Raw genomic sequence first — 19,709 nt, 5'->3', positions numbered from 1 at the left:
CTCCGGAATAATAAGGGGGTGGCGGCGCGGACCTTAGCCGCGCCGGGACCGAAACGGAAGCGGATCAATCCTTGGGGGCGTAGACCTGCTCCGCGCCGGGAAAAGCGCGTGACCGGACGTCGTCGGCATAGGTCTGCGTCGCCGACGATATGGTGTCGGCGATGTCGGCGAAGCGCTTCACGAACTTGGCGGTACGCTCGAACATCCCCAGCATGTCCTCGGTCACCAGCACCTGGCCGTCGCACTGCGCCGACGCGCCGATGCCGATCGTCGGGCAGGCGATGGTATTGGTGATCTCGATCGCGATCGGCTCGACCACGCCTTCGATCACGAGCGAGAAGGCGCCTGCCTCGGCGATGCCCTGCGCGTCGGCGACGATCTTGGCGGCTTCCTCGGGCGTTCGACCGCGCGCGCCGTAGCCGCCGAGCACGTTGACCGCCTGTGGAGTGAGGCCGACATGGCCCATCACCGGGATGCCGCGCTCGGTGAGGAACTTGACGGTCGGCGCCATCGCGGTGCCGCCTTCGAGCTTCACCGCCGCCGCGCCGGTCTGTTTCAGCAGCCACGCCGCGCTCTCGAACGCCTTTTCGGGCGACGCTTCATAGCTGCCGAACGGCATGTCGATGACGACCACCGCATGATAGCTGCCACGCACCACCGCAGCACCGTGGGCTGCCATCATCTCGAGCGTGACGGGCACGGTCGACGGCAGGCCGTAGATCACCTGCCCCAGGCTGTCGCCGACCAGCAGCATGTCGCAGTGCGGATCGAGCAGTTGCGCCGTGCGGACCGTATAGGCGGTGAGCATGACGAGCGGCGTCTTGCCCTTCTGGCGACGGATCGCGGGGATCGTCAGCCGCTTCAGCGGGGCGGGCGTCGGGTTGGCGCGACTCGTCGCGGTGTCGAGGGTGTAGGTCGTGGACATGGTGACGCTAGTAGCGCGCGGCTCGACGCTCGCCCAGCCTGAGCGGAATCAAACCGCCCAGCCTTTCACGCGGGCATGACCGACGAGCCAGAGCGTGAATGCGGCGATCGCGACGATCACCAGCGGAAAGCCGAGCGTCTCACTGGCGCCCTTTTGCGCTACGATATCGGTGGAGGCGAACAGCCAGCCGAACTGCGCGATCGTGGCGACCAGCGAGGCGAGCAGGAACGGGCGCGCATTGGCGCGGCGCATGAACAACAGGATCGCGCCGACCAGACCAGTGAGCACCGCGACGGCGAACAGCGGATCGTACCAGTTGGGCAAGGTGGCATAGAGCGCGCGATCATAGGCGGTCGCATGGCCCATCGCGTCGGCGCCGAGCCGGACCTGCTGCAGGCACATGAAGCATCCGAGCAATCCCCAGAGTACGAGGACACCAGTGGTCAGTCGAAACCACAAGGGCCCCTGTCGCACGAAGAACATACCGCCGCCCCTGTTGTTTCAGGGCACCAGACTGCGCCCCGCCGAGGTTACGCGCAATAGGCCGCCACTATGCGGCAAGATGTCGTGGTTTCGGAACCGGAGGAACATCGGGAGCTTCCGACTGCGATGTCCCTCCGGGCCGAATCTACGATGTAATGCGCGCAACCTGAACGCGTCGTGACGATTTGTGCATGACGATCAGAACGATCGCGACACGGTCAGGCCATAGGTACGCGGATCGCCCGGCTGTCCGACGACCAGACCAGTGCTGCCGGACTGGAGCGCGAGCACTTCGTAATAGTTCTGGTCGAACGCGTTGCGCAGCCAGCCGAACACGTTCCAGCTGTCCTTCGCCTTGAATCCCAAGCGGAAGTTGCTGAGCGCATAGCCGTTGATGTCGGTGTAGAGCGAGCGCGATGGGTTGGACGAGAAGGTCGACCGATAGCTGCCGTCATAGCCGAGATAGACCTGCCCATCGAGCCCGCCGATCGTTGCCGGCAGGTCGTATTCGGCACCGTAGGAGAACGCCCATTTCGACACGCCGGGCAGACGCTGACCGGAGATGTCGCAATTGGCCGGGCTGTAGGACGGTGTCGTCGACGTTCCCGCCTGACCGGCCGGGCTCGCCGGGTGCGTCGCATCGGCGGTGGTGCCGCCGGACAGTTCGGGCGGGCACGGCGCATCGACGAACTTGACGTATTTCGCGTCGGTATACGCACCGTTGGCGTAGACGCTGAACCGGTCGGTCGGGCGAAATGCCGAGTCGAATTCGAGGCCGCGCGTCCGGACCTTGCCGGCATTGGCGAGATAGCCGCGCAACACGCCAAGCTGGCCGTTGGTAACGGTTGCCTGGTAATCGCTGATCTCGGTCCAGAACCCGGCGAGGTTGAGGGTCAGCCGGCGGTCCAGGAACTGCGTTTTCAGGCCAAGCTCGAAATGGTTGACCTTCTCGGGCTTCACCGTGGCAGCCGACAGGATCGGATTGTTGCTTCCGTCGAGCGGCAGGCCCGACAGGTTGATGCCGCCCGACTTGTAGCTGCGCGCGTAGGTGGCATAGGCGTGGATGTCGGAGGTCACGGTGTAGGCGGCCGTGATGTCGCCTGACAGGTTCCAATTGTCGAAATCGGGCTGGTAGCTCTGTGGCGCGAGCACGCCGCGTTGGTCCGTGGTCAGCGCGGTACCGGTGCCATTGGTGACGACCGAGACATAGTCGCCCTTCTTCTTGTCGTAGTTGAGCCGCAGGCCCGGCGCGATCTGGAACCGGTCGCTGACGTTCCAGGTCAGCTTGCCGAACAGCGCCGCGCTGGTGTTGGTGAAGCCGATCGTGTTGCGTGAGGTCAGCCCGTTCAACGTCGCTGGATCCTTGCCGCCCGCGCTGGTCGGGTTGAGCAGGAACGCACTTGCCGCCGGGCCCTGCACCTGAAGCCCCTGCGTATCGATCGTCTGGTAGAAATAGAACGCGCCGAGCACGTAATCGAGCGTGTGCTTGCCGTTCGAGGCGATCCTCAGCTCCTGGCTATACTGCGTCTGCTGCGACGGATTGGCGGAGACGGTGGTGATCGGCAGGCCGATGAAGTCGCGATCGTTCGACGGATCCCAGTTCCAGAACCGCCACGCGCTGACCGAGGTGATCGTCGACGCGCCGAGATCCAGATTACCGAGCAGCGACACGCCGCCAAGCTCCTGCTTCGCGCGCAACGGCGTGTCGACGTCGGTCACCCGGTCAAACGCGTTGGTGGACGGCACGACATAGCCCTGCGCGGCGGCAAGCGCGGCGTACTGGCGAGTGAGCGGCCGCTGGGTGGCGCCGGTACGGGCGTAATATTGTACGCAGCAATTCGGGTTCTGCTGGCCGTAGTCGCCCGACAAGGCCAGATCGAGATTGTCGGTCGGCTTCCAGTAGAGCTGCCCGCGTACGCTCTTATTGTCCTGCGCGTTGAGGTCCTTGCCGGTCACGACATTGTGGATCGTGCCGTCGCGCTCGGTCACCGACGCCGACAGCCGGATCGCGAGCTTGTCGGGGATGAGGGGCCCCGACACCGAGGCCTTGGCCTGGATGAACTGGTAGTTGCCGGTGGAGAGTTCGATTCGCGCCTCGGGCGTGAAGCTGGGCTTGCGCGTCGTGATGTTGATCGCGCCGGCGGTGGTGTTCTTGCCGTATAGCGTGCCTTGCGGTCCGCGGAGGACTTCGATCCGTTCGGTATCGGTGAAGTCGAACGTCGCCGAGGCGATCCGGCTGTAATAGACCTGGTCGACATAGATGCCGACGCCCTGCTCGATCCCGTCGTTGGTCAGCCCGAACGGCGCGCCGAGGCCGCGGATGTTGGCGGCGGAATTGCGCGGGTTGGTGGAGTAGAACTGCAACGTCGGCTGGAGCTGCGTGAGGCGGCTGACATTGTATGCGCCGGTCTCGGCGAGCGCGGTGCCGCCGATGACGGACATCGCGATCGGGACGGTCTGGATGGTCTCGGCGCGGCGGCGTGCGGTGACGACGATATCGCCGCCGCCACCCTGTTGCTGGTTACCGAGACGACCAGTAGCCGGCTCAGTCGCCTGATCACCCACGGGTGCCTGCTGCGCGACGGGCGGCGTCGATACGGTAGCGGCCTGGCCGGCGAGCAACAGAGCAAGCGTTAGCGACATGAATTTTTTCCCCTGAACCTTGGCGCGCAAAGTCTATTGATTTGGGGGATATTCAATGACGGTATCTCTTGGGGGATGGAAAGCGGGACTTTCCCGATTTTTGCGCGCGCCTCTTGACGCTACGAAAGCGCTTACCAGATCACCGCCGCACGGCGCCTGATGGGCCGTGCGCCCGGGTCGCGCACAGGCGGATCCGGGCGTTCGACAAAGTGCTCAGATGAGGATTTTGACATGCGACTAGACCTGACCCCCTATCGCCGCTCGACCGTCGGTTTCGATCGGCTGTTCGACATGATCGAGACGAACGCGCGCGCCGCGACGTCGGACAACTACCCCCCGTTCAACCTGGAGCGGATCGCGCAGGATCGCTACCGGATCACGCTCGCGGTCGCCGGGTTTACCCGCGACGAGATCGCGATCACCGCGCAGCAGAACCTGTTGCTGGTCGCCGGCAAGAAGGACGAGCCTGCGTCCGAGGGGCAGTTGCTCCACGTCGGGATCGCCAACCGCTCATTCGAGCGGCGCTTCGAGCTTGCCGATTTCGTGCTGGTGCAGGATGCGCGGCTGAACGACGGGCTGCTGGTAATCGACCTGATGCGCGAGGTGCCCGAGGCGATGAAGCCGAAGAGCATTGCGATCAAGACGGGCGCGCCGCTGGCCGCGGTCGAGACTAGCGGTGACACTGCGGCGATCGAGCAGGCGGCATAATATCGCGTCCTCCTGCTAACGGGGGACTATGTCTCGGAAGGGTGAGGCGTATCGTCCTCACCCTTCACACCGCATTTTCTTCCGGTGACAGAGGAAAATTAGACCAAGCGGCTTTGCTTTACCGCAGCTTCGATGAAGCTGGCAAACAAGGGGTGCGGGTCGAAGGGCTTGCTCTTCAGTTCCGGATGGAACTGGACGCCGACGAACCAGGGGTGGTCGGGGCGTTCGACGATTTCAGGCAACGTGCCGTCGGGCGACATGCCGGAGAAGACGAGGCCGCCCTGTTCGAGCGCTTCCTTGTATCCCGTGTTGACCTCGTAGCGATGACGGTGACGCTCCGAAATCTCGGTGCCGCCATAAATCGACGCGACCACGCTGTTGCCGTCGAGCTTGGCGTCATACGCGCCGAGCCGCATCGTGCCGCCCATGTCGCCTTCCGCCGCACGCGTTTCGAGGCCTTCACGTCCCATCCATTCGGTGATCATGCCGACCACCGGCTCGTCGGTCGGGCCGAACTCGGTCGATGACGCATTGGGGATGCCGGCGAGATCGCGCGCACCCTCGACGCAGGCCATCTGCATCCCGAAGCAGATCCCGAAATACGGGATCTTCCGCTCACGCGCGAACTTGACGGAGGCGATCTTGCCTTCCGCGCCGCGCTCACCGAACGCGCCGGGGACGAGGATCGCGTCGCACGGCTCGAGTTGGCCGGCGATGTCGCTTTCGGCGTTCTCGAACAGTTCGGCGTCGATCCAGCGGACGTTGACCTTTACGCGATTCGCGATGCCGCCGTGGACCAGCGCTTCGTTGAGCGACTTGTACGCATCCTGGAGCCCGACATATTTGCCGACCACGCCGATCGTGACTTCGCCTTGGGGATTGGTCAGGCGGTCCATGATCTCGGTCCAGCGCGACAGGTCGGGCGCCTCGGCGGGTTCGATCCCGAACGCGCGGAGCACTTCGATGTCGAGGCCTTCGCCGTGATACTGGAGCGGCACCGCATAGATGCTCTTCGCGTCCAGCGCCGGGATGACCGCGCTGGCGGGCACGTTGCAGAACAGCGCGATCTTGGCGCGCTCCGACGGCGGCAGCGGATGTTCGCAGCGGCAGACGAGCACGTCCGGCTGCACGCCTAGCGCGGCGAGTTCGCGGACCGAATGCTGGGTCGGCTTGGTCTTCAGCTCGCCGGCCGCCGCAATATACGGCACCAGGGTGACATGGATGCTGATCGCGTTGCCGCGACCTTCCTCATTCTTGAGCTGGCGAATCGCTTCGATGAACGGCAGCGATTCGATATCGCCGACGGTGCCGCCGATCTCGCAGAGGATGAAATCGATGCCGTCGGTCTCGGCACGGGCGAACGCCTTGATCGCGTCGGTGACGTGCGGGATGACCTGCACCGTGGCGCCGAGATAATCGCCACGACGCTCGCGGGTGATGATCTGCTGGTAGATGCGGCCCGAGGTGACGTTGTCCGACTGGCGCGAGGGAACGCCGGTGAAGCGCTCGTAATGGCCGAGGTCGAGATCGGTCTCGGCGCCATCGTCGGTGACGTAGACCTCGCCGTGCTGATACGGCGACATCGTGCCGGGATCGACGTTCAGATACGGATCGAACTTCCGAATCCTGACGGTATATCCGCGCGCCTGGAGGAGAGCGGCAAGCGATGCCGCCATGAGACCTTTACCGAGCGACGAAACCACGCCCCCGGTGATGAAAATGTACCGAGCCATGGGAAGAGTCTCGTAGCGTGTGTTGGGGACGAACGACAAGCGCCCGCGGATCACGCGGGGCGCATTTATCGGCGAATGGAGTGTTTAGTTGGCTAGCGGGACCGCGCCGTTGTCGGCGGGCTTGGTCGTGCCGGCCGGAACACCGGCGTTTTCTGCGCCACCGGCGAACGGTGCCGCGTCACCCTTGGGCTGCGCGGTCGGAACGGCGGTTGCCGCCGCCGGGGTACGCGCGAGCGACGTGTCGATCGTCGTGGTGCGGTGATTCGCCGCGAGGACCGCGAGCAGGATCGAGAACAGCACGAACATCGTCGCTAGCACGCCGGTCGCGCGGGTCAGGAAATCGGCCGCACCGCGCGCCGACATCAGGCCCGAAGGACTGCCGCCCATGCCCAGGCCGCCGCCTTCCGACCGCTGCATGAGGATCACCGTGACGAGGGCGGCCGCGATGATCGCGTGGATGACGAGCAGAAAGGCGAACATTGCGCGGAAAACCCCGGAACTTTTGCGAAGGCGCGCACATAGGCGACACAGCGGCTTCGATCAACCGGAACGGTGGCACGGCATATCGCAAGCCAATCGCAAAACTACGGAAACATGACGTCCGGGCAGCGTTGTGAACCCGTAATGACGCTCATGACTGGGTATCGTGCATATTAATTCAGATGGCGGATCAACGCTGTGGCATCAATGGCAGCCAATACCTTATCGACCTGGATGACCGCTCTGGTGGATTATGTCCGCTCGGGCGAACCCGATCTGACCAATCGTCAGATGGCCTTGTTACTGCTCGTCTACCTCAAACCGGGGCCGCATACGGTGCGCGGCTTGGCGCGTGCGCTCAACGTATCGAAGCCGGTCGTCACGCGCGCCTTGAACAGATTGGGTGCCCTCGGCTATCTGCGCCGGCAACGCGACGATAGCGACAAGCGTAATATCTTCGTCGCGCGCACCACCGAAGGGGCAGATTTTCTTGAAGAGTTCGGGCAATTCATCGGCGACGGCCCCGCCCCTGCAGGCTCAAACGGCCACGCCGCTCACGCTTGAGCCGTTCGACGACAAGGCCCGGACGAGCTTTTCGCTGACGGGCCGCTCTGTCAGCCTCGACCCGCGCACGCACGCCGTTCGCCGCGATATCGCCGATATTCGCCTCGCCGAATACGTATTCGCTCCACACTATGCGGTGCCGATGATACGGGCCGTCGCGCGCACAGCTTTGTTGCGCAGCGGACGAGACGAAACGAGCGATACAATGGTCGACCTCAATCCCGGCGACAGTTTCGAAGTGCTGGAAATTGCTGGCGTTTCCGCATGGGGCGTTGCGCGCCCGAGCGGGCTGGTCGGCTATGTCGAGGCCGCTGCACTCGATCTGTCCACGACGGACGCGGCATGACCACGGTCTTCATCGATGGCGCGGTCGGCACCACCGGTCTCGAGATTCGCGAACGGCTCGCCGGTCGGACCGACATCACGCTGGCTTTGCTGCCGGAGGATCGGCGTAAGGATCCAGCGGCACGTCGCGAGGCGCTGAACAACGCCGATTTCGTCATCCTGTGCCTGCCCGACGACGCGTCGCGCGAGGCTGTGACACTGATCGACAATGCCCGCACGCGAGTCATCGATGCCTCGAGCGCGCACCGCGTCACCGATGGCTGGACCTACGGCTTCCCCGAATTGCCGGGTCAGGCGGAGAAGGTGGCGACCGCGATGCGCGTGTCGAACCCCGGCTGCTATCCGACCGGCTTCCTCGCGCTCGTCGCGCCATTGATCAGCGCCGGGCTTATCCCCGCCGACCTCCCACTCAGCGTCAACGCGACCTCGGGCTATTCGGGTGGCGGCAAGGCCATGATCGCCGCGTTCGAGAATGGTGAGTCCGCGACGGCGTTCCGCGCCTACGCACTCGGCCTCGCGCACAAGCATATCGCCGAGATGACGCAGCACGCGGGCCTTACGCACGCGCCGATCTTCGCGCCCGCGGTGGCCAACGCCTATCGCGGGATGGTCGTCGAGGTGCCGTTGCATCTGCACGCCCTGCCCCGCCGCCCGTCGCTCGCCGCAATCGACGACGTCTTGCGCGCGGCGTTCGATGGCTCGAAGCTCGTCTCGGTCGCCCCCGGCGATATCGGCGCGGTCGATATCGAGGAGAATGCGGGGACCGATCGGCTGACGCTGCGGGTCTGCGGCAACGATGCGGTCGGTCATGCGCGGCTGGTCGCGACGCTCGACAATCTGGGCAAGGGCGCCGGCGGTGCTGCGGTCCAGAACCTCAACATCATGGCCGGGGTCGACCCGGTCGCCGGCCTGGTTTTCTAACGAAACCGGCTAGTTCCAGGAGCTTTCATGCACCGTAATCCCGTAGCCAAGCTGCTCCTGTTCGGCGCGACCGGCGATCTCGCGCAGCGCATGCTGCTGCCGTCGCTCTATGGCCTGCACGCCGACGGGTTGCTGCCCGAGGAGCTGACGATCACCGGTGCCGCGCGTCACGAGCATGACGACAAGGATTACCGCAAGTTCGCGAAGAAGGCGCTCGACGAGTTCCTGCCCGAGGATCGCAAGGACGAAAGCGCGATCGGGACGTTCCTCGACCGGATCTTCTATCAGCCGACCGACCTATCGGACCCGGCGAGTTTCCAGCCGCTGGCGGACAAGATCGGCGATATCTCCGGAGGGCTGGCGATCTACCTGTCGACCGCGCCGTCGCTGTTCGAAGCTGCGATCGAGGGACTGCACAAGGTCGGCCTGGCTGGCGAGACCGTCCGTGTCGGCCTTGAGAAGCCGCTCGGCTATGATCTGGAGACCAGCCGAGAGATCAACGATGCGGTGGCGAAGGCTTTCCCGGAAGACCGGACCTATCGGATCGACCATTATCTCGGCAAGGAAACCGTCCAGAACATCCTCGCGCTGCGCTTCGGCAACTCGTTCTTCGAGCCTGTGTGGAACGCGCAGGGGATCGACAACGTCCAGATCACGATCTCGGAGACGGTCGGGCTGGAAGAACGCGCAGGCTATTACGAGACCGCCGGCGCACTCCGCGACATGGTCGCCAACCACATGCTCCAGCTGCTCGCGCTGATCGCGATGGAGCCGCCCGCGCGGTTCGAGGGCACCGACGTCCGCGACGAGAAGTCGAAGGTGTTCCGCTCGCTCCGCATGATCAAGCCCGAGGAAGTGCCGCACGTCACGGTGACGGGCCAGTACGGCGAAGGCGCGGTAAAGGGGAAGTTCGTCAAGAGCTATTCGGACGAACTCGGCCAGTCCTCGACCACCGAGACGTTCGTCGCGATCAAGGCGCATGTCGACAATTGGCGCTGGCAGGGCGTGCCGTTCTACCTGCGCACCGGCAAGCGCATGGCGACCCGCCGCAGCGAGATAGCGATCCAGTTCAAGGCGGTTCCGCATTCGATGTTCGCCGGGCGTGGCGGATTGCTCCAGCCCAACATGCTGATCATCCGCCTCCAGCCGGAGGAATATATCCAGCTGCTGGTGATGGCGAAGGAGCCGGGCCTCGACCGCGAAGGCGTACGCCTGCGGGAAGTACCGCTAAACCTCAGCATGGATGCCGAGTTCGCGGGCTCGCGTCGGCGGATCGCGTATGAGCGGCTGCTGCTCGACCTTATCGAGGGCGACCAGACGCTGTTCGTCCGCCGTGACGAGGTCGAGGCGCAATGGACCTGGATCGACGCGATCCGCGAGGGCTGGAAGGCCAACGCGATGAAGCCCAAGAGCTATGCGTCGGGCAGCTGGGGTCCGTCCGCCGCGATCGCGCTGACCGAGCGCGACGGCGTGACCTGGCAGGACGACTGAGTTTTCGGGGAGGCAATACTCCTCCCAAAGGTTTTCAAGGAAAGATCGAATGACCGAAATCGAATGGTGGGATTACGAGGATTCCGACGAGCTCGCCAACGCAGTCGCGGGCGATATCCAGTTCGTCATCGAGAGTGCGCTCGACGCGCGCGGCTCGGCGGTGATCGCGCTCGCGGGCGGCAAGACGCCGTTCGCCGCGTATGAGAAGCTGGCCCAGGCCAAGCTCGACTGGAAGAAGGTCACGATCATCCCCGGCGACGAGCGTATCGTGAAGCTCGGTGATCCGCTGTCCAACGTGACCGCGCTGGCGAAGATCTTCCTGCCCAAGGGCGCGCGCGTAAAGCCGATCGTTCCCGAGGCGATGTCGGACTACAAGGCAGCTGGGCGCTCGGCGGATGCGCTGATGCAGGACCTGCACTGGCCGCTCGATTTCTGCCTGCTCGGCATGGGCGGCGACGGGCATACCGCGTCGATCTTCCCCGGCCCCGATTACGACGAGGCGCTGAGCGGTCCCAAGGAACGCCGTGCGCTCGGCGTGATGCCAGATCCGCTGCCGCCCGAGGCACCGCTTGCTCGCGTGACACTGTCGGCGGCCGCAATCGCATCGTCGAAGGCGCTGATGATCATGATCACCGGCGACGCGAAGAAGAAGGTGCTGGAGCAGGCGATCGAACAGGGCCCGTCGTCGTCCTACCCGATCGGCCGCGTGCTGGCCGAGGTCGAGTTACCGGTCGACGTGCACTGGGCACCGTGACGATGCTCAACGCCGTCGTCTCCGCGGTCACCGATCGGATCATCGAACGCTCGCGTGACAGCCGCGCCGCCTATCTGGCGCTGATCGAGCGCGAGGCGGCGGCGCAGGTCCGGCGTCCCGGCCTCGGCTGTGCAAACCTCGCGCACGCCTATGCCGGGACCGAGGAAGACCGCGACGCGATGAAGGCCGATGCCGGCATGAACATCGGCATCGTCACCGCGTACAACGACATGCTTTCCGCACACGCCGTCTATTATCGCTATCCGGAGCTGATGAAGATCTGGGCGCGCGAAGCGGGTGCGACGGCGCAGGTCGCGGGCGGCGTGCCGGCGATGTGCGACGGCGTCACGCAGGGCTATCCGGGGATGGAGCTGTCGCTGTTCAGCCGCGATACGATCGCGCTGAGCACCGCGATCGCGTTGTCGCATGGCACGTTCGAAGGCGCTGCGCTGCTCGGCATCTGCGACAAGATCGTGCCGGGCCTGCTGATGGGGGCGCTGCGCTTCGGGCATCTGCCGATGGTGCTGATCCCCGGCGGGCCGATGCCGACCGGCTTGCCCAACAAGGCCAAGGCCGCGGTTCGCGAGAAGTTCGCCGAGGGGCTGGTCGGCCGCGACGAGCTGCTCGAAGCCGAGATCGGCGCGTATCATTCGAAGGGCACGTGCACCTTCTACGGTACGGCGAACACCAACCAGATGATGATGGAAGTCATGGGCCTCCACATGCCGGGCGCGGCGTTCGTCAATCCAGGTACCAAGCTGCGCCAGGAACTCACGCGGGCCGCAGTGCACCGCTTGGCGAAGATCGGCGCACGCGGCGATTCCTACCGGCCGCTCGGGCATTGCGTCGACGAGAAGGCGATCGTGAACGCCGCGGTCGGCCTGCTCGCCACGGGGGGCTCCACCAACCACCTGCTCCACGTGCCGGCGATCGCTCGCGCGGCGGGGATCATCATCGACTGGGAGGATTTCGACCGCCTCTCCTGCGCGGTGCCGCTGATCGCGCGCGTGTATCCCAACGGCTCGGCCGACGTGAACGCGTTCGAGGCGGCGGGCGGCATGCCCTATGTGATCCGCGAGCTGCTCGGCGAAGGGTTGTTGCACGGCGACATCATGACGATCGGCGGCGACGACTTGTCCGCCTATGCGAAGACGGCGGTCGTCGAGGGCGACACGCTCGCCTGGCGCGATACGCCGGACAGCGGCGACGAGACGATCCTGCGCCCTGCCACCGCGCCGTTCTCGCCGGATGGCGGGATGCGGATCCTGGCCGGCAATATCGGCCGAGCGTGCATCAAGGTGTCCGCGGTCGAGCGCGAGCGGTGGATCGTCGAGGCGCCTGCGATGGTGTTCGACGATCAGTTGGACGTGATCGAGGCGTTCAAGCGCGGTGAGCTGGAGAAGGACGTCGTCGTCGTCGTCCGGTTCCAGGGGCCGCGCGCGAACGGGATGCCGGAGCTGCACAAGCTGACGCCGCCGTTGGGCGTTTTGCAAAATCGTGGGTTCAAGGTGGCGCTGGTCACCGACGGGCGGATGTCGGGGGCGAGCGGGAAAGTGCCGTGCGCGATCCATTGTTCGCCCGAGGCGCTGCTCGATGGTGCGATCGGGTTGATCCGTGATGGCGACATGATCCGGGTGGACGCGGTGAATGGCACGCTCGAGGCGCTCGTCGATGCGGACGTGTGGGCAACACGCGAGATGGTCGCGATACCGCCACCGGTAAGCGGCATGGGACGCGAGCTGTTCGGCATGTTCCGCGGGCTCGCCGACGAGGCCGAGAAGGGCGCGTCAGCGATGCTGGCGGGGGCTGGGCTTTAAAGCGCATCTCACACGCCGCCGTCGTCTTGGCCACACCCCGTCATCCCGGCGAAAGCCGGGACCTCGCTCCACGGGGACGGACCATGCGGCTTGAGATCCCAGCTTTCGCTGGGATGACGGGGGTGGCGGTAATGATAAAATCGGACGGAGGATGACATGGAAATCGTAGCGGCAGATATCGGCGGGACGCATGCGCGCTTCGCGATCGCCGAGGTCGAGAACGGCCGCGTCGTGTCGCTCGGCGAGCCGGCGACGCTGAAGACCGCGGACCACGCGTCGCTCCAGACCGCGTACCAGGCGTTCGAGGCGGGGCTCGGGCGCCCCCTCCCCCGCGCGCTGGCGATCGCGGTCGCGTCGCCGGTCGCGAACGACGTCATTCGCCTCACCAACAATCCATGGATCATCCGCAAGTCGCTGATCACCGAGCGGCTGAAGGCCGACCAGTGGGTGGTCGTCAACGATTTCGGCGCGGTCGGCCATGCCGTTGCGCAGGTGCCGAGCAGCGACTTCATCCACCTTTGCGGCCCCGATACGCCGTTGCCGTCCGAGGGTATCACGACGATCTGCGGCCCCGGTACCGGGCTCGGCGTCGCACAGTTGCTGCGGCGCAAGGACGGCTATCAGGTCCTCGAAACCGAGGGCGGGCATATGGACTTCGCGCCGCTCGACGGGATCGAGGATGCTTTGCTGAAGCGACTGCGGAAGACTTTCACGCGTGTCTCCGCCGAGCGCGTCGTCGCCGGCCCGGGCATCGTCGCGATCTACGAGACGCTCGCCGCACTGGAGGGCCGCGCGGTTCCCAGCCATGACGACAAGACGATCTGGACCGAAGCGATCGACGGGACCGATTCGATCGCGCTCGCCGCGCTCGACCGCTTCTGCCTCGCGCTCGGCGCGGTAGCGGGCGATCTGGCGCTGGCGCAGGGCGCCAAGGCGGTCGTGATCGCGGGCGGGCTCGGCTTCCGGATCAAGGATCGCCTGATTCGCTCGGGCTTCGACCAGCGCTTTGTCGCCAAGGGCCGCTTCCAGGGCATGATGGCAGCGATGCCGGTCAAGCTCATCACCCATCCCCAGCCCGGCCTGTTCGGCGCCGCGGCCGCCTTCGCACAGGAACATACGCAATGACCGCAACTATCGCAGACATCATGCAGACCAGCGCCGTCATCCCGGTGCTGGTCATCGAGGACGCGGCGCTCGCCCGTCCGCTCGCCGAGGCGCTGGTCGCCGGTGGCCTGCGCGTGCTCGAGGTGACGTTGCGCACCGGCGCCGCGCTGGAGGCGATCGCCGAGATGAAGAAGGTGCCGGGCGCGATCGTCGGCGCGGGTACCGTCGTCAACACGCAGCAGTTCGCGCAGGTCCGGGACGCTGGCGCGGAGTTCATCGTGTCGCCAGGGCTGACCGAACGCCTTGCTATGCCGATCATCGAGAGCGGCATCCCGTTCCTGCCGGGGATCGCCAATGCGGCGGACATCATGACCGGGCTCGACCTGGGGCTGACGCACTTCAAGTTCTTCCCGGCCGAGGCGAATGGCGGGTTGAAGGCGCTGAAGGCTTTGGCTGCGCCGTTCTACCAGTGCAGCTTCTGCCCGACCGGCGGGATCACCGAGGCGAGCGCGCCCGAGTGGCTGGCGTTCAAGCCGGTGCTCTGCGTGGGGGGGAGCTGGGTAACCGGCGGGACGATGGCGGAGATCGAGATCAAGGCGCGCGCGGCTAACGCTCTGCGGGGGTAACTCCTCCCCGGCACGGGGAGGGGGACCGCGACGCGTAGCGGCGGGGTGGAGGGGGAGCGCCACGAGCGTTCCGCCTGCCGTAGTCGCCACTGCTGGTACGCTCGCGGTGAGCCCCCTCCACCATCCTGCGGATGGTCCCCCTCCCCGTGCCGGGGAGGATTACATCTCGCCGCGGGCTTTGCGGATGGCGTACCATTTCTTCACGTTGGCGTTGTGTTCGGCCAGCGTGTTGGCGAACACGTGGCCGCCGGTCCCGTCTGCTACGAAATACAGCGCCTGAGTCTGCGCAGGGTCCAGCACCGCGTCGATCGAGGCGCGGCCGGGATTGGCGATCGGGCCGACCGGCAGGCCGGCTTCGGCATAGGTGTTGTAGCCGTTCTTCGCGTGCAGTTCCGACCGCAAGATCCGGCGGCCTAGCGGGCGGCCCTTGGTGATCGGGTAGATCACGGTGGGGTCGGCCTGGAGCGGCATGCCGTTGCGCAGGCGATTGCCGTAGACCGCGGCGACGGTGCGGCGTTCGGAGGACTTGCCGGTTTCCTTTTCGACGATCGAGGCGAGAATGATCGCCTGTTCGGGCGCCGTCACCGCGATGCCGGGCTTGCGCGCGGCCCAGGCGGTGGCGAGGTAGGTCTTCATCGCAGCCTGCATCCGCGTGACGACCGATGCGCGGGTGTCGCCGGCCTGGAAGGCGTAGCTGTCGGGGAGAATCGAGCCTTCCGCCGGGACGGGCACGGTGCCGGTGAGGCCATCCGCCTTCATCAGCGCATCGTGGACGAGGACGGAGGGGTAGCCTTCGGGGACGACGACGAGGCGCTGGACGACCTTGCCGCCTTGCATCAGCTTGAGGATATCGGACTGGCTGGTGTGTGGCGCAATGCGGTATTCACCGGCCTTGATCGGGTCGCCCGAGCCGAACACGCGCGCATACAAGCGGAAGCGTCGGGCCGAGGGGATCGCGCCGGCCTTTTCGAGTTCGGTGGCAGCGCCGGCCAGCGTGCTGCCTTCGCCGATCTGGACGGTTAGTGTGCGCGCGGCTGGGCCTGCGCCGCCCCAGCCCTGGACGACCAGGAACAGCGCGACGACTGCCGCCAGGCCTAAGACGAGTCCGAAACAGCCGACCTTGCGCATCACTACCTCTTGTTCCCCCGCGAAGGCGGGAGCCCAGTCTGGGCCCCCGCCTTCGCGGGGGAACAAACCTTCTTAACGGACCTTGGTCATCACCAGTGAAGCGTTGGTGCCGCCGAAGCCGAACGAGTTGTTCAGCACTGCGCGGACTTCACGCTTCTTGGCCACGTGCGGGACGAGGTCGACGCCGACGCAGCTGTCGCTCGGATTGTCGAGGTTCAGCGTCGGCGGAACGATCTGGTCGCGCAGCGCGAGGATGCAGAAGATGCTCTCGACCGCACCGGCGCCGCCGAGCAGATGCCCGATCGCCGACTTGGTCGACGACATCGACAGACCCGAGATCGCATCGCCGAACAGGCGGCGGACTGCGCCCAATTCGAGCTCGTCGCCCAGCGGCGTCGAGGTGCCGTGCGCGTTGATGTAGTCGATGTCCTCGAGCTTGAGGCCCGACTTCTTGATCGCCATCTGCATCGACCGGAACGCGCCGTCGCCTTCGGGATGCGGCGCGGTCACATGGTACGCGTCGCCCGACAGACCGTAACCGATCACCTCGGCATAGATCTTCGTACCGCGTGCCTTGGCGTGCTCATACTCCTCGAGCACCAGCACGCCCGCGCCCTCACCCATCACGAAGCCGTCGCGATCCTTGTCGTAGGGACGCGAAGCCTTTTCAGGCGTATCGTTAAAGTTGGTCGACAGCGCGCGCGCCTGTGCGAACCCGGCGATGCCGAGCGGGCACACCGTGCCCTCTGCGCCGCCTGCGAGCATCACGTCGGCGTCGTCCATCGCGATCATCCGCGCGGCGTCGCCGATTGCGTGCGCGCCGGTCGAGCAGGCGGTGACGACCGCGTGATTCGGACCGCGCAGGCCGTATTTGATCGAGACCTGGCCCGAGATCAGATTGATCAGGCGACCGTGGACGAAGTGCGGCGACACGCGACGCGGGCCCTTGGTGTGGAGAACGATCGATTCGCTCTCGATGCCTGGCAGCCCACCGATTCCCGAACCGATCGAGACGCCGGCACGCCAGCTCTCTTCGAGAGTCATCTCGGTCAGGCCTGCGTCCTCGAGCGCCTGGCCGGCGGCATCGATGCCGTAGATGATAAACGGATCAACCTGGCGCTGGACCTTGTGATCCACGCGCTTGCCGGGATCGAAGCCATAGGGGTGATCGGCGGGCTTAACCTCGCACGCGATCCGACAGACATAATCGGACGCGTCGAAGCGCGTGATCGTGGCTGCACCCGATTTGCCGGCCAGGATATTCGCCCAGGCCGTTTCAACATCCGCCCCCAGAGGGGTGACCAGGCCTAGCCCGGTTACGACGACACGCCGCATGGCTTCAAACTCCGTCTGCTCTCAAAACGAAACGGCTCCCCGCCCTCTTTGCCCAAGGACGGGGAGCCGCTCAAATCACACCCATCAGGGCAGGTCCAAAGTCTCGGACCCTAAACCCTGATCAGGCCTTGTGCTCGTCGATGTAGGTGATCGCATCCTTGACGGTCGCGATCTTCTCGGCGGCATCATCGGGGATCTCGACGCCGAATTCTTCCTCGAACGCCATGACGAGTTCGACGATGTCGAGGCTGTCTGCGCCCAGGTCGTCGATGAAGCTCGCGTCCTCGGTCACCTTGTCGGCTTCGACGCCGAGATGCTCGACGACGATCTTCTTCACGCGGTCAGCTGTCTCGCTCATGGTAGTTCCCTCTTCAAATCTGGGGGTTTTCGGTATTTCCTGAACGCACCTAGAACGCGGCAGTTCAGCGCGCAAGTTCAGATCATCGCCATCCCGCCGTTCACGTGCACGGTTTGTCCCGTGACGTAGCCGGCTTCACGGCTGGCAAGGTACACGATCGCCGCGCCGATGTCTGCGCCTTCGCCGAGGCGACCGGCAGGAATCTTCGTGGTGAGCGCGGTCTTCTGTGCCTCGGGCAGCGCGTCGGTCATCGGCGAGGTGATGAAGCCGGGCGCGACGCAGTTGACGGTGATGCCGCGGCTGGCGAGTTCCTGCGCCATCGACTTCGACATGCCGATGAGCCCCGCCTTCGACGCGGCGTAGTTGGCCTGGCCGGGATTGCCGGTGACGCCGACGATCGACGTGACCGAGATCATCCGGCCGAACCTTGCCTTCATCATCGGCTTGGCGGCGGCGCGCATGAGGCGGAACGCGGCTTCGAGGTTGATGCGGATGACGCTGTCCCACTCGTCGTCCTTCATCCGCATCGCGAGATTGTCGCGGGTGACGCCGGCGTTGTTGACGAGGATGTCGAGCTTGCCGCCGAGCGCCTCGACGGCCTGCGGGACGAGCGCGTCGACTGCGGCCGCGTCGGAGAGGTTGCAGGGGAGCGCGACGTGGTCGCCTTTCAGGGTGGCGCGGAAGGCTTCGAGCTTGTCGGCGTTGGAGCCGGATACGGCGAGGCGCGCACCTTGGGCGGCTAGGGCCTTGGCGATCTCGGACCCGATCCCGCCGGACGCCCCGGTGACGAGGGCGGTCATGCCTGTAAGGTCGAACATTCTAACTCCGATCTAGATTTTTTCGCGCAGAGACGCGGAGGACGCAGAGGGGCGGTGGTTGTTGACGAGGCGGCAAACGCCCTCTTTGAGGGTGGCGCCGCCGAAGTTGATGAGCAGCCCGACGGGCTGTTTGGTCAATCTGAGATAGGTTAGCAGTTGCTTGGCGTGAACGGGAAGAAGGCGCTCGACCGATTTGATCTCGACGACCAACCGGTCGTCAACTACCAGATCGATCCGAAACGCTGCTTCGAAACGCAAGCCTTCGAATTCGATATCGATTGGCCGCTGGCGGGCGACTGTATAACCCATGGCCACCAATCGACCGGCAAGGACCGCTTCGTAAACGCTTTCGAGCAGCCCCGGCCCTAGATCTCGATGCAGTCGCAAAGCGACATCCAGGACGTCGCCGCTGACCACATCGATATCTTTCATGGGCTCTGCGTCCTCTGCGCCTCTGCGCGAAATCTACAGTACCTTAATCAACGCCTCGATGTCGTCCATCGTGATGACGCTCGTCGTCTCGACGTCGGGGGTGATGCGCTTAACCATGGGACTGAGGACCTTGCCGCCGAATTCGACGAAGTGGTCGACGCCTGCCGCATGCATGGCCTGCACCGATTCGCGCCAACGGACCATGCCGGTGACTTGCTGCACCAGCAGGTGACGGATCGCGCCGGGGTCGGCGACGGCGGTCGCGTCGACGTTGGCGAAGACCGGGACCAAGGGCGCGCGGAGGTCGGCATCTAGAAGCGCGGCTTCCATCGCTTCGGCGGCGGGCTGCATCAGAGGGCAGTGGAAGGGCGCGGATACGGGGAGCAGCACCGCGCGCTTGGCGCCAAGGTCTTTCGCCAGCGTGATCGCCTTTTCGATGGCGAGGCGGTGGCCGGAGATGACGACCTGCGACGGATCATTGTCGTTGGCGACGGTACAGATCAGTTCGGGACCGCCTTCCGCGAGGATGGCGTCGACCGCGGCGCCGGCGATCAGCTGCGCCTTTTCGAGGTCGGTGCCGAGCAGCGCAGCCATGGCGCCCTCGCCTACCGGGACGGCGGCCTGCATCGCGCGGCCGCGAAGCTTCAGGAGGCGCGCGGTGGTCGACAGGTCGAGCGCGCCGGCGGCGCACAAGGCGGTGTATTCGCCGAGGCTGTGGCCGGCGACGTAGTCGGCCTTGTCGGCGAGGCGGATGCCGCCTTCCTTCTCGGCGACGCGCAGGGTGGCGATCGCGTTCGCCATGATCGCGGGCTGCGCGTTCTCGGTGAGGAGCAGATCGTCCGCGGGCCCTTCGCTCATCAGGCGGAAGAGGTGCTGACCGAGCGCCTCGTCGACTTCGGCGAAGACCTCGCGGGCGGTGGCACTGGCATCGGCGAGCGCCTTGCCCATGCCGACAGACTGGCTCCCCTGGCCGGGGAAGATGAACGCGCGCATGACCTCTCCTAATTCGATGCCGCGGCCTAGAAAGGTGCGCGGCGAGTTGCA

Annotated in this window: 20 protein-coding genes; 9 read left to right on the top strand and 11 right to left on the bottom strand. The window is 65.5% G+C overall.

Annotated elements, in window-relative coordinates; genetic code table 11:
* Nucleotides 1–64: 64 nt before the first annotated feature.
* The 3 genes from panB to AC3D24_RS18905 form a co-directional block, all read right to left on the bottom strand.
* Nucleotides 65–925: a 3-methyl-2-oxobutanoate hydroxymethyltransferase gene (panB, locus tag AC3D24_RS18915; protein WP_489032596.1), complete on the bottom strand. Its 861-nt coding sequence runs from the start codon at nucleotides 923–925 to the stop codon at nucleotides 65–67.
* Nucleotides 926–973: 48 nt separating this feature from the next.
* Entirely contained in the window at nucleotides 974–1,327 is a 354-nt protein-coding gene (locus AC3D24_RS18910) for a hypothetical protein (protein WP_489032595.1), read from the bottom strand.
* Nucleotides 1,328–1,606: 279 nt separating this feature from the next.
* On the bottom strand, nucleotides 1,607–4,051 hold the full coding sequence (locus tag AC3D24_RS18905; RefSeq protein WP_489032594.1) for a TonB-dependent receptor: 2,445 nt from the start codon (nucleotides 4,049–4,051) through the stop codon (nucleotides 1,607–1,609).
* A 231-nt stretch (nucleotides 4,052–4,282) separates the two neighbouring features.
* On the opposite strand from AC3D24_RS18905, the gene AC3D24_RS18900 reads away from it, so the two are divergent.
* On the top strand, nucleotides 4,283–4,759 hold the full coding sequence (locus tag AC3D24_RS18900) for an Hsp20 family protein (RefSeq protein WP_489032593.1): 477 nt from the start codon (nucleotides 4,283–4,285) through the stop codon (nucleotides 4,757–4,759).
* 98 nt (nucleotides 4,760–4,857) lie between these two features.
* Here AC3D24_RS18900 and pyrG read toward each other — a convergent pair whose 3' ends face one another.
* Entirely contained in the window at nucleotides 4,858–6,492 is a 1,635-nt protein-coding gene (gene pyrG, locus AC3D24_RS18895; protein ID WP_060526950.1) for a CTP synthase, read from the bottom strand.
* A gap of 84 nt (nucleotides 6,493–6,576) precedes the next feature.
* Nucleotides 6,577–6,972, bottom strand: a complete 396-nt coding sequence (gene secG, locus AC3D24_RS18890; RefSeq protein WP_056050855.1) for a preprotein translocase subunit SecG — start codon at nucleotides 6,970–6,972, stop codon at nucleotides 6,577–6,579.
* A 234-nt stretch (nucleotides 6,973–7,206) separates the two neighbouring features.
* Here secG and AC3D24_RS18885 point away from each other — a divergent pair, with 234 nt between their 5' ends.
* From AC3D24_RS18885 to eda, 8 genes are all read left to right on the top strand, one after another.
* Complete coding sequence (locus tag AC3D24_RS18885; protein WP_132897785.1) at nucleotides 7,207–7,536, top strand: MarR family transcriptional regulator; 330 nt, start codon at nucleotides 7,207–7,209, stop codon at nucleotides 7,534–7,536.
* Nucleotides 7,463–7,882, top strand: coding sequence for an SH3 domain-containing protein (locus AC3D24_RS18880; RefSeq protein WP_489032592.1), 420 nt, complete (start codon nucleotides 7,463–7,465; stop codon nucleotides 7,880–7,882). The genes AC3D24_RS18885 and AC3D24_RS18880 overlap by 74 nt, the downstream gene beginning before the upstream one ends.
* On the top strand, nucleotides 7,879–8,802 hold the full coding sequence (argC, locus tag AC3D24_RS18875) for an N-acetyl-gamma-glutamyl-phosphate reductase (protein WP_489032591.1): 924 nt from the start codon (nucleotides 7,879–7,881) through the stop codon (nucleotides 8,800–8,802). Before AC3D24_RS18880 ends, argC begins: the two co-directional genes overlap by 4 nt.
* A gap of 27 nt (nucleotides 8,803–8,829) precedes the next feature.
* On the top strand, nucleotides 8,830–10,293 hold the full coding sequence (zwf, locus tag AC3D24_RS18870) for a glucose-6-phosphate dehydrogenase (RefSeq protein WP_489032590.1): 1,464 nt from the start codon (nucleotides 8,830–8,832) through the stop codon (nucleotides 10,291–10,293).
* 49 nt (nucleotides 10,294–10,342) lie between these two features.
* Nucleotides 10,343–11,047, top strand: a complete 705-nt coding sequence (pgl, locus tag AC3D24_RS18865) for a 6-phosphogluconolactonase (protein WP_132739130.1) — start codon at nucleotides 10,343–10,345, stop codon at nucleotides 11,045–11,047.
* 2 nt (nucleotides 11,048–11,049) lie between these two features.
* The gene (gene edd / locus AC3D24_RS18860; protein WP_489032589.1) at nucleotides 11,050–12,864 is read left to right on the top strand and encodes a phosphogluconate dehydratase; all 1,815 of its coding nucleotides are present in this window, start codon (nucleotides 11,050–11,052) and stop codon (nucleotides 12,862–12,864) included.
* 156 nt (nucleotides 12,865–13,020) lie between these two features.
* Nucleotides 13,021–13,989, top strand: a complete 969-nt coding sequence (gene glk, locus AC3D24_RS18855; protein ID WP_056486103.1) for a glucokinase — start codon at nucleotides 13,021–13,023, stop codon at nucleotides 13,987–13,989.
* Complete coding sequence (eda, locus tag AC3D24_RS18850; RefSeq protein ID WP_093399289.1) at nucleotides 13,986–14,594, top strand: bifunctional 4-hydroxy-2-oxoglutarate aldolase/2-dehydro-3-deoxy-phosphogluconate aldolase; 609 nt, start codon at nucleotides 13,986–13,988, stop codon at nucleotides 14,592–14,594. Before glk ends, eda begins: the two co-directional genes overlap by 4 nt.
* 159 nt (nucleotides 14,595–14,753) lie before the next feature.
* Here eda and mltG read toward each other — a convergent pair whose 3' ends face one another.
* From mltG to fabD, 6 genes are all read right to left on the bottom strand, one after another.
* Complete coding sequence (gene mltG / locus AC3D24_RS18845) at nucleotides 14,754–15,722, bottom strand: endolytic transglycosylase MltG (RefSeq protein WP_489032588.1); 969 nt, start codon at nucleotides 15,720–15,722, stop codon at nucleotides 14,754–14,756.
* Between the two features lie 72 nt (nucleotides 15,723–15,794).
* Complete coding sequence (gene fabF, locus AC3D24_RS18840) at nucleotides 15,795–17,057, bottom strand: beta-ketoacyl-ACP synthase II (protein ID WP_489032587.1); 1,263 nt, start codon at nucleotides 17,055–17,057, stop codon at nucleotides 15,795–15,797.
* A gap of 121 nt (nucleotides 17,058–17,178) precedes the next feature.
* Nucleotides 17,179–17,415 (bottom strand): acyl carrier protein, encoded by a 237-nt coding sequence (locus AC3D24_RS18835; protein ID WP_031393971.1) that lies wholly within the window; start codon nucleotides 17,413–17,415, stop codon nucleotides 17,179–17,181.
* Nucleotides 17,416–17,492: 77 nt separating this feature from the next.
* Nucleotides 17,493–18,233 carry a 3-oxoacyl-[acyl-carrier-protein] reductase gene (gene fabG, locus AC3D24_RS18830; protein ID WP_489032586.1) on the bottom strand — a complete coding sequence of 247 codons (741 nt, stop codon included), beginning with the start codon at nucleotides 18,231–18,233 and terminating at the stop codon, nucleotides 17,493–17,495.
* A gap of 12 nt (nucleotides 18,234–18,245) precedes the next feature.
* Entirely contained in the window at nucleotides 18,246–18,665 is a 420-nt protein-coding gene (locus AC3D24_RS18825) for a GxxExxY protein (protein ID WP_489032585.1), read from the bottom strand.
* Nucleotides 18,666–18,698: 33 nt separating this feature from the next.
* Nucleotides 18,699–19,658 carry an ACP S-malonyltransferase gene (gene fabD, locus AC3D24_RS18820; protein ID WP_489032584.1) on the bottom strand — a complete coding sequence of 320 codons (960 nt, stop codon included), beginning with the start codon at nucleotides 19,656–19,658 and terminating at the stop codon, nucleotides 18,699–18,701.
* Nucleotides 19,659–19,709 lie beyond the last annotated feature (51 nt).

This window comes from Sphingomonas sp. SL1004, assembly GCF_057815015.1.
This window is presented reverse-complemented; position numbering and strand designations above follow the sequence as displayed.